Genomic DNA, 14,911 nt, shown 5'->3' with positions numbered 1-14,911 from the left:
TGCGCACTTCGGGCTGCCATAGCGGCCCGAAGTGCGCACGAGCTCTTGTCAGAAGGGCCAGCCGAGGACCGGGAGGCTCAGCGCCGAGTCCACCGCGAGGGCCACGCACACGATCATCAGGTACGTGTTCGACATGTGGAACAGCTTCATCGGCTTGGTCTTCTCGCCGCGCTTGGTCGCGGCGTGCAGCCGGTGCGCCAGGAGGATGAACCACGCGCCCGCCAGGACCGCGAACGCCGCGTAGAGCCAGCCGGTCGCCGGGACCAGCAGCAGCGTCCAGGCCACCATCAGCCAGGTGTAGATCACGATCTGCCGCGACACGTACGTCGGCGCGGCCACCACCGGCAGCATCGGGACGCCGGCGCGCTCGTAGTCGTCCTTGTACTTCATCGCCAGCGACCAGGTGTGCGGCGGCGTCCAGAAGAAGATCACGCCGAACATCACCAGCGCCGGCCAGTCCACCCCGCCGGTCACCCCGGCCCAGCCGATCACCACCGGCATGCAGCCCGCGGCGCCGCCCCAGACGATGTTCTGCGCGGTGCGCCGCTTGAGCACCAGCGTGTAGACGAAGACGTAGAACAGGATGGTGCCGACGGCCAGCGACGCGGCCAGCAGGTTCGTCGTCGCCCACAGCCAGCCGAAGGACGCGACGCCGAGCACGATCCCGAAGATCAGCGCGTGCCGGTTGGACACCGTGTGCCGCACCAGCGGGCGCGCCCGCGTGCGCTTCATCACCTGGTCGATATCGGCGTCGGCGACGCAGTTCAGCGCGTTCGCGCTGCCCGCCGCCATGGTGCCGCCGATCAGCGTGGCGATCACCAGCCAGGGCGACGGGATGCCCCGCGCGGCCAGCAGCATCGCCGGGATGGTGGTCACCAGCAGCAGCTCGATGACCCGCGGCTTGATCAGCCCGGCATAGGCTTTCAGCAGCTCAGCGGGCCGCCGGGCGCGCTGCGTCCGGGGGGCGTCGACGACGGTGGTCACGACGCTGCGCTCACCGACGGCATGGCACTCCTAAGGCGATTCGGACGACCTGGACCAACCCGGGCACCCCGGAAATGGACCGACCTCGAATAGTAGGCGCGCTACTGAAGCCGCCCTCGCGCGGGTCGCGCCCGAGGGGCCGCGAACGGACCGGTGGCCCTGGTCACGCCCCTTCCCCGGTATCCTGGCCGTGTTCCCGCCGCGATCGGGAACGGGTCGCCCCTCAGCGCAAAACCGCAGGGCACGGGCAGGCGGCAGCCGAGTCTCCGACATCACCCGGATGGCGCAACCGTGGTCTCCCAGGCGCAGTGCCGGGCGCCGACCGCCGCCGCTCCCCGCGAGCGGTGGACATCAATCCAGACGGGTCGGCACGTGGCTGATCGGACACGACTAGGCTGCCCGTCGGACGAGGGATAACCGCGGTTCGAATCGGTCCAGCACCGCATTCGCCGTCACATACGAAAACCGCCGAAGGAAACTTGGAGCTGCGTCCGTGTCCGTCACCGACGACCTTGCCCGCTTGACCACCAAGCACCTGCCCGAAGACTGGACCGAGCTGGACCAGCGCGCGGTGGACACCGCCCGCGTGCTGGCCGCCGACGCGGTGGAGAACTGCGGCAGCGGCCACCCGGGCACCGCGATGAGCCTGGCGCCCGCCGCCTACGCGCTGTTCCAGCGCGTCATGCGCCACGACCCCACCGACCCGAACTGGATCGGCCGCGACCGGTTCGTGCTGTCGGCCGGGCACTCGAGCCTGACGCTGTACGTGCAGCTGTTCCTGGCCGGCTACGGCCTGGAGCTGGACGACCTGAAGGCGCTGCGCAAGTGGGGTTCGAAGACCCCGGGCCACCCCGAGTACGGGCACACCGACGGCGTCGAGACCACCACCGGTCCGCTGGGCCAGGGCCTGGCCACCGCGGTCGGCATGGCGATGGCCGCCCGCCGCGAGCGCGGCCTGTACGACCCGGAGGCCGCCGCGGGTGAGAGCCCGTTCGACCACCACGTCTACGTGATCGCCTCCGACGGCGACATCGAGGAGGGCATCACCTCCGAGGCGTCGTCGCTGGCCGGTACCCAGCAGCTGGGCAACCTCACGGTGATCTACGACGCCAACGAGATCTCCATCGAGGACGACACCCGCATCGCGCTGTCCGAGGACACCGCCAAGCGGTACGAGTCCTACGGCTGGCAGGTCCTGGTGGTGCACGGCGGCGAGGACGTCAAGGGCCTGCTGGAGGCCATCGAGTCGGCCAAGGCCGAGACCTCCCGCCCGACGCTGATCGTGCTGCGCACGGTGATCGGCTTCCCAGCCCCGACCAAGATGAACACCGGCAAGGCGCACGGCGCCGCGCTGGGTGCCGACGAGGTCGCCGGGGTCAAGCAGGCGCTGGGCTTCGACCCGGAGCAGTCGTTCCAGGTCGACGCCGAGGTGCTGACCCACGCCCGCGAGGTCGTGGCCCGCGGCAAGGCCGCCCGCGCCGAGTGGCAGGTCGCCTTCGACAAGTGGGCCTCGGCCAACCCGGAGCGCAAGGCGCTGCTGGACCGGCTGAGCACCCGCGAGCTGCCCGCCGGCTGGCAGGAGAAGCTCCCGACCTGGGAGGCCGACGGCAAGGGCATCGCCACCCGCAAGGCCTCCGGCGAGGTCCTCAACGCGCTGGCCGACGTGCTGCCGGAGCTGTGGGGAGGCTCGGCCGACCTGGCGGAGAGCAACAACACCACGATGAAGGGCGCCGCCTCGTTCGGCCCGGAGTCGATCTCCACCAGCACCTGGAACGCCAACCCGTACGGCCGGACGCTGCACTTCGGCATCCGCGAGCACGCGATGGGCGCGATCCTCAACGGCATCGCGCTGCACGGCGGCACCCGCCCCTACGGCGGCACCTTCCTGGTGTTCAGCGACTACATGCGCCCGGCGGTCCGGCTGGCCGCGCTGATGAAGACCCCGGTCATCTTCGTGTGGACGCACGACTCGATCGGCCTCGGCGAGGACGGCCCGACGCACCAGCCGATCGAGCACGTCGCCTCGCTGCGTGCGATCCCCGGCTTCTCGCTGGTCCGCCCGGCGGACGCCAACGAGACCGCGGCCTCGTGGAAGGCGATCCTGGAGGACCCGAGCGGCCCGGCCGGGCTGGCGCTGACCCGCCAGGGCGTGCCGACGCTGGAGGGCGTGGACGCCGACGGCGTCGCCAAGGGCGCCTACGTGCTGGCCGAGGCCGGCAACGGCAAGCCCGAGGCGATCCTGATCGCCACCGGCTCCGAGGTCCAGCTGGCCGTCGAGGCCAGGAAGATCCTGGAGGCCGACGGCGTTGCCACTCGTGTGGTGTCCGTGCCGTGCGTCGAGTGGTTCGACGCCCAGGACGAGGCCTACCGCGAGTCGGTGCTGCCGAAGGCGGTCAAGGCCCGCGTCTCCGTCGAGGCCGGCATCGCGCTGCCGTGGTACCGGTTCGTCGGGGACGCCGGCGAGTCGGTGTCCCTCGAGCACTTCGGCGCCTCGGCCGACTACAAGACCCTTTACAACGAGTTCGGCATCACCGTCGACGCCGTTGTCGCGGCGGCCCGGCGCAGCCTGAGCAACGCCGAGCAGGCGTGAGCGGAGGAATTCCTGTGACCACCAACCCGAACCTCAAGGCGCTCAGCGAGGCCGGGGTCTCGATCTGGCTGGACGACCTGTCGCGCCAGCGGATCTCCTCGGGCAACCTGGCCGAGCTCATCACCGACCAGGCGGTCGTCGGCGTCACGAGCAACCCGACGATCTTCGCCAACGCGCTGTCCAACGCCGCCGACTACAACGAGAAGGTGCGCGAGCTGGCGGCCCGCGGCGCGAGCGTCGACGACACGGTGCGCGAGCTGACCACCGCCGACGTCCGGGACGCGGCGGACATCTTCCGCAACGTCTACGAGTCGACCGGCCGCGTCGACGGCCGGGTCTCCCTGGAGGTCGACCCGCGGCTGGCGCACGACACCGACCGCACCGTGGCCGAGGCCATCGACCTGTGGAAGGCCGTGGACCGGCCGAACCTGATGGTCAAGATCCCGGCCACCCTGGCGGGCCTGCCCGCGATCACCCGCGTGCTCGCCGAGGGCATCAGCGTCAACGTCACGCTGATCTTCTCGGTGCAGCGCTACCGCGACGTGATGGACGCCTTCCTGGCCGGCCTGGAGCAGGCCAAGGCCAACGGCCACGACGTCAGCCAGATCGCCTCGGTCGCGTCGTTCTTCGTGTCCCGGGTGGACACCGAGATCGACAAGCGGCTGGCGAAGATCGAGGGTGGCGAGGAGCTGCGCGGCAAGGCGGCGATCGCCAACGCCCGGCTGGCCTACGCGGCCTACCTGGAGGTCTTCTCCTCCGAGCGCTGGAAGGCGCTGGAGGCCGACGGCGCCAAGGCGCAGCGTCCGCTGTGGGCGTCCACCGGTGTGAAGGACCCGTCCTACTCCGACACGCGCTACGTGGACGAGCTGGTCGCGCCGAACACGGTGAACACCATGCCGGAGGCGACCCTGAAGGCCACCGCCGACCACGCCGACGTGCGCGGCGACCTGGTCACCGGCACGGCCGCCGCCTCGCAGCAGGTCTTCGACGACCTCGCGAAGATCGGCATCGACCTCGACGACGTCTTCGCGGTGCTGGAGAGCGAGGGCGTCGAGAAGTTCGAGAAGTCCTGGACCGAACTGCTGGAGACCGTCAGCCAGCAGCTGGCCCAGTCCGAGTAACGAACAGCCGAAGTCTCCGGGAATTCCGGGCCGGTGCGCATCTGCCGCACCGGCCCGGATCGGCGACACTGTGGTCGCACGAAGTTGGCTTCCAAGATCGAACTCCGGAGACGCAGGTCGAACTGGGGTTCGAGTCCAACTAAATCGAGCGCTGAAGGAACTACATGGCAACCGAAACCTCCGTCGACATTCGCGATGTGGCGCTAGCGGCCGAGGCCCGACCGCTGGTCGAGCAGTTGGCCGCCGATGCGGTTGCCGGCAAGCTCGCCGCCCAGGACGCCACGCTGTGGGGCCCGGACGCGGAGAGCGAGGCATCCATCCGGCTGTCCTGGACGACGCTGCACGAGAGCTCGCGTCCGCTGCTCGCCGAGATCGACGCGCTGCGCGCCGAACTGCACGCCGAGGGCCTGGACCGCATCGTGCTGGCCGGGATGGGTGGCTCGTCGCTGGCTCCGGAGGTGATCACCGCGACCGCCGGCGTGCCGCTGGTCGTGCTGGACACCACCGACCCCGGGCAGGTCGCCGACGCGCTGGCCGGTGATCTCGACCGGACCGTGCTGGTGGTCTCCTCGAAGTCGGGCACGACCGTCGAGACCGACAGCCACCGCCGGATCTTCGAGCGGGCTTTCACGCAAAACGGAATCGATCCTGTGACCCGCATCATCGTGGTCACCGACCCCGGTTCGCCGATGGAGTCGGCGGCGCGCGAGGCGGGCTACCGCAAGGTCTTCACCGCCGACCCGCACGTGGGCGGCCGCTACTCGGCGCTGACCGCCTTCGGCCTGGTGCCCGCCGGACTGGCCGGTGCCGACGTCGCCGCGCTGCTGGACGACGCGGCCGCCGCGTTCGGGCGGCTGAGCGCCGATGACACCGGCAACCCGGCGTTGCAGCTGGCCGCGGCGCTGAGCGCCGCGCACGCCAAGGGCGCCGAGAAGGTCGTGTTCGCCGACACCGGATCGGGCATCAAGGGCTTCGGCGACTGGGTCGAGCAGCTGATCGCCGAGTCCACCGGCAAGAACGGCACCGGCCTGCTGCCGGTGGTCGTGGAGAACACCGAGGCCCCCGGCTTCGCCGACGCCGGTCCGGACGCGACGACCGTGGCCGTCGGGCCGGCCGTCGACGGCGCGCGGATCAGCACCACCGGCCCGCTGGGCGGCATGTTCCTGCTGTGGGAGTTCGCGACCGCGGTGGCCGGCCGGCTGCTGGGCATCGACCCGTTCGACCAGCCGGACGTGGAGGCCGCGAAGAAGGCCGCGCGGGCGCTGCTGGACGGCCCGGCCGGTGGCCCGGCCGCGACCCCGGCGCTGGTCGACGGCTCGGTCGAGGTGCACGCCTCCGGCGACTGGCTGACCGCAGGCGTCGGCACCGTGGCCGAGGCGCTGCGGGCGTTCCTGGCCACCGCGCCGGAGCGCGGCTACCTTTCGGTGCAGGCGTACCTGGACCGACTCGACGACGCCTCGACCGCGGTGCTGCGGCCGGAGCTGGCGCGCCGCACCGGGCTGCAGACGACCTTCGGCTGGGGCCCGCGGTTCCTGCACTCCACCGGCCAGTACCACAAGGGCGGCCACCAGAACGGCGTGTTCCTGCAGATCACCGGTGCCGCCGAAGAGGACCTGGAGGTGCCGGACCGGCCGTACACCCTGGCCGGGCTGCAGCGCGCCCAGGCGCTCGGCGACGGGCAGGTGCTCGCCGACCGGGGCCGGCCGGTGCTGCGCCTGCACCTCACCGACCGGGCGGCCGGGCTCGTCGAGCTGGTCAAGGCCGTGCAGGACCTGCGCTCCTTGGAGGACCGGGCGTGACTCAAAGCGAACAGTGGCACAACCCGCTGCGCGACCCGCGGGACAAGCGGCTGCCCAGGATCGCCGGCCCGTGCGGGCTGACGATCTTCGGCGTGACCGGTGACCTCTCCCGCAAGAAGCTGATGCCGGCGATCTACGACCTCGCCAACCGCGGCCTGCTGCCGCCGGGCTTCGCGCTGACCGGCTTCGCCCGCCGCGACTGGGCCGACCAGGACTTCGGCCAGGTCGTCTACGACGCGGTCAAGGAGCACGCGCGGACCCCGTTCCACCAGAACGTCTGGGACCGGCTGGCGGAGGGCATCCGGTTCGTGCCCGGCTCGTTCGACGACGACGCCGCGTTCGACCGGCTCGCCGCCACGGTCAAGGAACTCGACGCCGACCGGGGCACCGGCGGCAACCACGCGTTCTACCTGTCGGTGCCGCCGTCGGCGTTCCCGACGGTGCTCAAGCAGCTGTCGCGGTCCGGGCTGACCGAGCCGACCGACGAGAGCTGGCGGCGGGTGGTCATCGAGAAGCCGTTCGGCCACGACCTGGAGAGCGCGCGGCACCTCAACGGCATCGTCAACGAGGTGTTCCCCGAGGAGTCGGTGTTCCGCATCGACCACTACCTCGGCAAGGAGACGGTGCAGAACATCCTGGCGCTGCGCTTCGCGAACCAGCTGTTCGAGCCGATCTGGAACGCGCACTACGTGGACCACGTGCAGATCACCATGGCCGAGGACATCGGCCTGGGCGGGCGCGCCGGCTACTACGACGGCATCGGCGCGGCGCGCGACGTGATCCAGAACCACCTGCTGCAGCTGCTGGCGTTCACCGCGATGGAGGAGCCGGTCTCCTTCTCGCCGCAGGACCTGCGCGCGGAGAAGGTCAAGGTGCTGTCGGCGACCAAGCCGGTCGGCCCGTTCGACGAGACCACCGCCCGCGGCCAGTACACCGGCGGCTGGCAGGGCGGTTCGCTGGTGCCGGGCCTGCACGAGGAGGGCGGTTTCGCGTCCGACTCGATCACCGAGACCTACGCGGCGATCACCCTCGAGGTGGAGAGCCGGCGGTGGGCCGGGGTGCCGTTCTACCTGCGCACCGGCAAGCGGCTGGGCCGCCGGGTCACCGAGATCGCGGTGGTCTTCAAGCGGGCCCCGCACCTGCCGTTCGACAGCACGATGACCGAGGAGCTCGGGGAGAACGCCCTGGTGATCCGGGTGCAGCCGGACGAGGGCATCACGATGCGCTTCGGCGCGAAGGTGCCGGGCACCTCGATGGAGGTGCGCGACGTGACCATGGACTTCGGTTACGGGCACGCGTTCACCGAGTCCTCGCCGGAGGCCTACGAGCGGCTGATCCTGGACGTGCTGCTCGGCGAGCCGTCGCTGTTCCCGGTGAACGAGGAAGTCGAACTGTCCTGGCAGATCCTGGACCCGGTGCTCGAGCACTGGGCCGCCCGCGGCAAGCCCCAGCCGTACAAGGCCGGGACGTGGGGTCCGCCGTCGGCGGACGCGATGCTGGCCCGAACCGGACGCGTCTGGAGGCGACCGTGATCATCGATCTGCCGTCCACCACCACTTCGCAGGTCAACAAGAAGCTGGTCGAACTGCGCGAGTCCGGTGGTGCGGTCGCGCTGGGCCGGGTGCTGACGCTGGTGATCGTCACCGGCGACGGCACCGAGGTGGAGAAGGCCATCCAGGCCGCCAACGACGCCAGCCGGGAGCACCCGTGCCGGGTGATCGTGGTGGCCAGCGGGGCGCGGCAGGCCGCGCCGCGGCTGGACGCCCAGATCCGCGTCGGCGGCGACGCGGGGGCGTCGGAGGTCATCGTGCTGCGGCTGTACGGGCCGCTGGCCGACGAGGGCGCGGGCTCGGTGGTGCCGTTGCTGCTGCCGGACGCCCCGGTGGTCGCCTGGTGGCCCACGGACGCGCCGGAAAGCCCCGCGAAGGACCCGATCGGCGCGCTGTCGCACCGGCGGATCACCGACGCGGCGGCCGACGGCGACCCGATCGCCTCGCTGCAGAAGCGCGTCGAGTCCTATGCGGACGGTGACACGGATCTGGCTTGGACCCGGCTGACCTCGTGGCGCGCGGTGCTGGCGGCGGCGCTGGACCTGCCGCCGCACGACGCGGTCACGGCCGCCACGGTCACCGGCGCGGCGGACTCGCCGTCGACCGACCTGCTGGCCGCGTGGCTGGCCAGCTACCTGGGCATCCCGGTTCGCCGGGTGGAGCACCCGCGCGGGCCGGGCATCGTCTCGGCGGTGCTGGAGCGCCCGTCGGGCAACGTGGAGATCGTCCGCCCGGACGGCAAGGTCGGGACGCTGACCCAGCCGGGCCAGCCGGACCGGCGGGTGTCGCTGCACCGCCGCGAGGTGCGTGACTGCCTCACCGAGGAGCTGCGCCGCCTCGACCCGGACGAGATCTACGAGGCCACCCTGCAGGGCCTGGACAAGATCGTGCGCGGCGAGGAGGAACCGGCGGCGGAGGCCGCCGAGTCGGCAGAGGCCGGTTCATGAGCCGACCGGAAGTGGTCGTGCACGCCACCGGCGAGCTGCTGGCCGCCGCGGCGGCGGCCCGGCTGATCACCAGGATCGTCGACGCGCAGGCCGCGCACGGCGTGGCGTCGGTGGTGCTCACCGGTGGCCGGACGGGCATCGGCGTGCTCGAACAGGTCAACCGCTCCCCCGCCAGGGACGCGGTGGACTGGGCGAACGTGGACGTGTACTGGGGCGACGAGCGGTTCCTGCCGGACGGCGACCCGGACCGCAACGAGACCCAGGCCCGCCACGCCCTGCTCGACCACGTCCCGGTCGCCCCGGAGCGGGTGCACGCGATGGCGCCGTCGGACGGCAAGTTCGGCCCGGACGCCGACGCGGCGGCGGCGCACTACGCGGAGGTGCTCGCGACCACGGCGTCGCGGGCGACCGACATCGCGGTGCCGCACTTCGACGTCCTGCTGCTGGGCGTCGGCGAGGAGGGGCACACGGCGTCGCTGTTCCCGGACACGCCGTACGTGCGGGAGGCCGAGCGGACGGTGGTGGGCGTGCACGACTGCCCGAAGCCGCCGCCGACCCGGATCTCCCTGACGCTCCCGGCGATCCGGGCTGCTACGGAGGTCTGGCTGATGACCACGGGCGAGGCGAAGGCCGAGCCGGTGGCGGCGGCGCTGGGCGGGGCGAAGCCGGTGGACATCCCGGCGGCGGGAGCCCGCGGCCGGGACCGGACCCTGTGGCTGCTGGACCCGACCGCGGCGTCGGCCGTCCCGACCGGAGGCTGATCTCCCGAGGCGAAGGGCACCCCGAGCACGAGTTGCTCGGAGGTGCCCTTCACTCGTTCCGCTGGTCGCACATCTGGTGGCGGGGCAGTTGATCGTTCCGGTTCCGCGGGCGGTCCCGCTGGTTCAGACTGGGCCGGTGCACCAGGAACGAGATGTGGTCCCGGAGTTCGTCGTCGAGATCGATGCCCGGACGGTCGCCCAGGGACGCAAGCTCATCCTGCGGTCGCGGCGCACCTCCGCTTGGACGTCGTCGATCGCCGCCGGGCTCATCATCGGGCTCGGCGGCGGCAGCGCCCTGGCGCTTCCCGACAACTGGCCGATGATGCTGCTGATCGCGTTGCCCGGCCTGTTCCTCGCGCTCGACGCCGGACGCCAGTTCACCGCGGTGCGACGCCTGCAGGAGACGTGGCAGCGAGCCGGGATTCCCGCGGTGGCGATGCGGTTCTCGGCCGCGGGACTGCACTGCAGCAACGAGGCGGCACCGGCCGTCTTCCTCCCCTGGCCCGCGATCGCCGGGATCCACCTCAAACGACGGCTCGGCCAACCGGTGCTCGCGCTGGAACTCGCGCCCAGCGCAGCCGCGACGCCGGGCGTTGTGGGGCTGGACCATCCCGACGTCCAGCGCGCACTGCGCAAGAAGACGCTCGGCGTCCGCGGCCTGTGGTTCGGAGTCCGCCCGCTCCGGCAGCCCCTCGAACAGATCGACCGGGCATTCGCCCACTTCACCGGCGGCCGGCTGCGCTGCCTGCCCTGAACGCACCGGCTCGAGATCGTTCCAATCCGCGTGAGCGGGAACAATCCGCTGCGGGCGCTGGGTAATCTTCCGCGTTATGCGCCGTGCACGAGGTCGACTTCTTCGCGTCTGCGCATTCGTGCTGGGGATTTCCGTCAGCGCCGTGCTGTTGCCGACCGCGATCAACATCGGCACCGGTGGCAGCGCGCCGGCGTTCCTCGCGCCGTACACCGGCTGGACCTGGCCGGTCATCGGTGTGCTGTGGGCCGTTTCCGTGGTGGTCGGGTTGTGGGAGATGCTGGCGCGCCAGCAGTCGGCCATCACCAGCCGCCCCGTCGATCACCCGCGCAACCGGCCGAACGCGCTGGACCGCGTCGAGCGCTACGTCGACCAGCGGTTCTCGCAGTCGCTCGCCGCCAAAGCGCGGATCGAACTGGACCTCGACGAACGGCCGGACGCGGTCATCCGCCCGCAGTCCCTGACGGTGCAACCCGTCGGCGGTGCCGAGAAGGCCATCGCGTCGAACGCGCCGATCTCCGAGGTCTTCGACGAGCTCCACCAGTCCATGCTCGTCCTCGGCGACCCCGGCGCGGGCAAGACCACGCTGCTGCTGGAGCTGGCTCACGCACTGGTCGGACGCGCCCGCCGGGACCCGGAGCAGCCGATCCCCGTGCTGGTCGACCTCTCGGGATGGCCCGGCACCGACGACAAGAAGCGCGGGCCGAACGATTTCGTCCAGTGGCTGCGCGACGAACTGCGGCGCAGGTACACCATTCCGCACGCGGTCACCGAAGCCTGGCTTGCCGCGGGAAAGCTGGCGTTGTTGCTCGACGGTCTCGACGAGGTGGCCCCGGAGCACCGCGAGGAGTGCGTCCGCGAGCTGAACTCCTTGCCGCAGAAGGTGTTCGTGCCGCAGATCGCGGTGTGCAGCCGCCTGGGCGAGTACGACAGGCTGCCCGAACGGCTCAGCCTGCACGGCGCGGTGCGCATCCAGCCGCTGACCCGCGACCGGCTGGCGGAGTACTTCGAGGGCACCGGGCGGGGACTCAGCGGCGTCCGGTCGATGCTGACCAGCGACCCGGAGCTGTGGGAACTGCTGGACTCCCCGCTGATGCTCAACATCATGGCGCTGGCCGTGCAGGGAGCCGACGGCGAGCAGCTGCGGGCCGAGGACACGACCACCGCCCGCCGGGAGCTGTTCGACGCCTACGTCTGCGAGGTGCTGGCGCGCCGGGTCACCCCGCCGTCCCGCTACACACCCCGGGAGACCATCCGCGCGTTGTGGTTCCTGGCGATGCTGGCCCGGGACTCCTACCGCGGGAACGCGACGTTGCGGATCCGGTTCCTGTCCCACCTCGACTGGTACAAGTGCGTCCCGCTCGACGTCACCGTGGCGGTCACGGGCGTTTTCACACCGGTGGCCCTGGGGGCTTTCACCGCACCGATCGTGCTCGCCGCAGTGGTGCGGTTCGGCCTGTTCGCGGGCGCGGTCACCGCGTGCGCCGCGGCGGTGGCGACAGCCATGACCAGCAACGATGCGCTCGCGCCCGCCCGTGCGCGGCCGTTGCCGCACCTGGCAAAGACCGTCCGCTCCGCAGTGGTCGTCGGCCTGACGGCCGGGGCGGGCACGATCGGTCTCGTACTGGCGGTACGCTGGATCCTCGCCGATGTCCCCGCACCGGTGTGCGCCGCCATCGTCGCCGCGGGCGCCGCCGTCAGCGCCGGTCTCACCGCATCGGTTTACCACGTGGCGGAAGCCGTCACCGCGTGGTTGGTCGGGCTCGCGTCCGGTCTCGCGGCCCTGGGGCTGGTGCTGTGGATCGGCCCGACCGAAGAACTGGTGGCCGGCTGGATGATCGGCCTGGCGGGCAGCGCCTTCATCGGAGCGATGGTCTTGGGCACGGACCAGTTCTGCATCTCCCGGCTGACCAGGGCCGCGCCGAGGAACTGGGGCTTCACCAAGCAGAACGTGCTCTGCGTGGTCGCGGGAGCGCTCGTCGCCGTGTTGCCGGGCATCGCCGTGGGCGCACCGCCCGACTCCCGGTTCCTCGGGTTCGCCGTTGGGTTGGTGATCGGCGGCTGCGGGCTCCTCGCCTGGGAAGACGGTCCAGGAGCATCGCTGCTCGGCCTGCTGGTGTTCCGCTTCACCGGCTACCTGCCGCCCAGGCGGCGCGACTTCCTCTCGCACGCCGCGGACCGGAGCCTGCTGAGCCGGTCGGACGGCGAGTGGCGGTTCGTGCACCTGCTGGTGCGCGACCACCTCGCCGAATGCGATCCGGCCCTGCTCGGGGCCCGAGCCGAGCAACGGGCCCGGGAACTGGCCGGGAACCGCTCCCGCCAGGCGGCGTGACCCGATCCGGCCGGGATCGGCCCGGATCGGGCGATATGGGTGTTCCTCGCCATTTCCGCGTCGTTGGTCGTACGCTGTGGCGCGCAGTTGTCGATCAGCGGCGAGGTGAGCTGGGATGACCCGCACGCAAGGGTTGCGTCGGATCCGGGCGGACGTGATGGGGCTGGCGCTGGGGTTGGTGGCGATCCTGCTCGGGCTCTTCGGGACCAGCGGGGCGGCCGCGAAGGAGCCGACCACCGCGATGCGCGGGATGTGGATCGCCGGGGTGGAGAACATCGACTGGCCGAGCAAACCGGGGCTGTCCGCCGCGCAGCAGCAGGACGAGTACCGGAAGCTGCTCGACCAGGCCGTCGCGAACAAGCTGAACGCCGTGTTCGTCCAGGTGCGGCCGACCGCCGACGCGTTCTGGCCGTCGCCGCACGAGCCGTGGTCGCACTGGTTGACCGGGCAGCAGGGCCGCGACCCGGGCTACGACCCGCTGCGGTTCATGGTCGACGAGGCGCACCAGCGCGGCCTGCAGTTCCACGCCTGGTTCAACCCGTACCGGATCAGCATGACCGACGACCCGCAGGCGCTCGTCCCGGAGCACCCGGCCCGCAAGCACCCGGAGTGGACCTTCGCCTACGGCGGCAAGCTCTACTACGACCCGGGCGTGCCGGCGGCCCGCGAGTTCGTGACCCGCGCGATCATGCACGCGATCGAGAACTACGACGTCGACGGCGTGCACCTGGACGACTACTTCTACCCCTACCCCGTCAAGGGCCAGCAGGTCCCGGACGAGAAGACCTTCGCCGAGCACGGCAAGGACTTCGACGACATCGAGGACTGGCGCCGGCACAACGTCGACCAGCTGGTGGCGGACCTCGACGCCCGGGTGCACCGGGCCAAGCCGGACGCGAAGTTCGGCGTCAGCCCGTTCGGCATCTGGCGCAACGCGTCCAGCGACCCTGCGGGCTCGGACACCAAGGGCCTGGAGTCGTACTCGGCGATCTACGCCGACACCCGCAAGTGGGTGCGGGAGGGCTGGGTCGACTACATCGCCCCGCAGGTCTACTGGCAGATCGGCCACCCGGCCGCCGACTACGCCGCCCTGATCCCGTGGTGGTCCAAGACGGTCTCGGGCACCGGCGTGGACCTCTACATCGGCCAGGCCGCCTACCGGGTCGGCAAGGAGGGCTGGACCGATCCCGGCGAGCTCTCCGCCCACCTGGCGCTCAACAGCCGCTACCGCGGCGTCAAGGGCGACATCTACTTCAGCGCGAAGTCGCTGACCACCAACGCCGCCGAAGCCATGGCGCGCGTCGTCAAGGAGCACTACTCGGACCGGTGAGCCGCCATCCCCGCCGGAACAGCGGCGGGCACCCGGTCAGGCGGTGGGGTCTTCGCGGTAGATCTGGAGGCGGAGATCGCGCGCCTTGGTCATGTGGTCCCGGGCCAGGTCGTGGGCCCGGGCCGCGTCGCGTTGTTCGATCGCGTCGATCAGGGCCCGGTGTTCGTCGAGGGCCTCTGCCCAGCGGCCCTGGACCTTGAGGGTGGTCGCCGGGTAGCGGGTCAGGTGGTTGTTCAGGCGGGTCAGCAGATCGACGATGGTGCCGTTGTGACTGGCCACCCAGATCGCTTCGTGCACCGCCCGGTTGGCCGCCGCCATCGCCGCCGGGTCGTCGGTCGAGGTGCCGTCCATCGCCGCCTGGGCGCGGCGGATGCGGATCAGGTCGAACTCGCTGTGCCGCTGGGCGGCCGCTGATGCCGCGGTGGCCTCCAGGGAGATCCGGACCTCGTAGATCTCGAGGATCTCCTCCGGGCTTCGGGTGCGGACCCGCATGCCGCGGTCGCCCCGCTCGACCAGTCCGTCCTGTTCCAGGCGGCGCAGCGCCTCGCGCACCGGCGTGCGGCTGGTGCCGTACCGCTCCGCCAGGGCCAGCTCCACCAGCTGGGCACCGGTCTCGAAGGTGCCGTCGACGATCTCGCCGCGCAGCCGGTCGTACACCTCGGACAGCGTCGTCACTCCTTCTGCCACGAAATCACCTCGTGAGCGCCGACCCCGGCTCTTACCGGAACGACCACTCACGACTACGT

11 protein-coding genes are annotated in these 14,911 nt (G+C 71.4%); 9 read left to right on the top strand and 2 right to left on the bottom strand.

Going from position 1 to position 14,911, the window contains the following annotated elements; all coding sequences use genetic code 11:
* Positions 1-48 precede the first annotated feature (48 nt).
* Positions 49-984: a heme o synthase gene (locus AB0H93_RS10895; RefSeq protein ID WP_358570782.1), complete on the bottom strand. Its 936-nt coding sequence runs from the start codon at positions 982-984 to the stop codon at positions 49-51.
* A gap of 493 nt (positions 985-1,477) precedes the next feature.
* On the opposite strand from AB0H93_RS10895, the gene tkt reads away from it, so the two are divergent.
* The 9 genes from tkt (at position 1,478) to AB0H93_RS10850 (ending at position 14,165) form a co-directional block, all read left to right on the top strand.
* Positions 1,478-3,574: a transketolase gene (tkt, locus tag AB0H93_RS10890; RefSeq protein WP_358570779.1), complete on the top strand. Its 2,097-nt coding sequence runs from the start codon at positions 1,478-1,480 to the stop codon at positions 3,572-3,574.
* 14 nt (positions 3,575-3,588) lie between these two features.
* Positions 3,589-4,695 carry a transaldolase gene (gene tal / locus AB0H93_RS10885; protein WP_358570776.1) on the top strand — a complete coding sequence of 369 codons (1,107 nt, stop codon included), beginning with the start codon at positions 3,589-3,591 and terminating at the stop codon, positions 4,693-4,695.
* A 164-nt stretch (positions 4,696-4,859) separates the two neighbouring features.
* The gene (locus tag AB0H93_RS10880; RefSeq protein WP_358570772.1) at positions 4,860-6,494 is read left to right on the top strand and encodes a glucose-6-phosphate isomerase; all 1,635 of its coding nucleotides are present in this window, start codon (positions 4,860-4,862) and stop codon (positions 6,492-6,494) included.
* A complete protein-coding gene (gene zwf / locus AB0H93_RS10875; RefSeq protein WP_358570770.1) occupies positions 6,491-8,026 on the top strand; it encodes a glucose-6-phosphate dehydrogenase in 1,536 nt (511 codons plus the stop codon). The genes AB0H93_RS10880 and zwf overlap by 4 nt, the downstream gene beginning before the upstream one ends.
* On the top strand, positions 8,023-8,991 hold the full coding sequence (opcA, locus tag AB0H93_RS10870) for a glucose-6-phosphate dehydrogenase assembly protein OpcA (protein WP_358570767.1): 969 nt from the start codon (positions 8,023-8,025) through the stop codon (positions 8,989-8,991). Before zwf ends, opcA begins: the two co-directional genes overlap by 4 nt.
* Complete coding sequence (gene pgl, locus AB0H93_RS10865) at positions 8,988-9,752, top strand: 6-phosphogluconolactonase (RefSeq protein WP_358570764.1); 765 nt, start codon at positions 8,988-8,990, stop codon at positions 9,750-9,752. The genes opcA and pgl overlap by 4 nt, the downstream gene beginning before the upstream one ends.
* Positions 9,753-9,888: 136 nt before the next feature.
* The gene (locus tag AB0H93_RS10860) at positions 9,889-10,506 is read left to right on the top strand and encodes a hypothetical protein (protein WP_358570761.1); all 618 of its coding nucleotides are present in this window, start codon (positions 9,889-9,891) and stop codon (positions 10,504-10,506) included.
* A 142-nt stretch (positions 10,507-10,648) separates the two neighbouring features.
* Positions 10,649-12,835, top strand: coding sequence for an NACHT domain-containing protein (locus AB0H93_RS10855; protein WP_358570758.1), 2,187 nt, complete (start codon positions 10,649-10,651; stop codon positions 12,833-12,835).
* Positions 12,836-12,950: 115 nt separating this feature from the next.
* Positions 12,951-14,165, top strand: coding sequence for a family 10 glycosylhydrolase (locus AB0H93_RS10850; protein ID WP_358570755.1), 1,215 nt, complete (start codon positions 12,951-12,953; stop codon positions 14,163-14,165).
* A gap of 36 nt (positions 14,166-14,201) precedes the next feature.
* Here AB0H93_RS10850 and AB0H93_RS10845 read toward each other — a convergent pair whose 3' ends face one another.
* On the bottom strand, positions 14,202-14,852 hold the full coding sequence (locus tag AB0H93_RS10845) for a GntR family transcriptional regulator (RefSeq protein WP_358570752.1): 651 nt from the start codon (positions 14,850-14,852) through the stop codon (positions 14,202-14,204).
* Positions 14,853-14,911 lie beyond the last annotated feature (59 nt).

It is taken from the genome of Saccharopolyspora sp. NPDC050642, from assembly GCF_040654735.1.
GTDB classification, from domain to species: domain Bacteria; phylum Actinomycetota; class Actinomycetes; order Mycobacteriales; family Pseudonocardiaceae; genus Saccharopolyspora; species Saccharopolyspora elongata.
The sequence above is the reverse complement of the archived record's forward strand: the minus strand, read 5'-3'. Positions and strand labels throughout refer to the sequence as shown.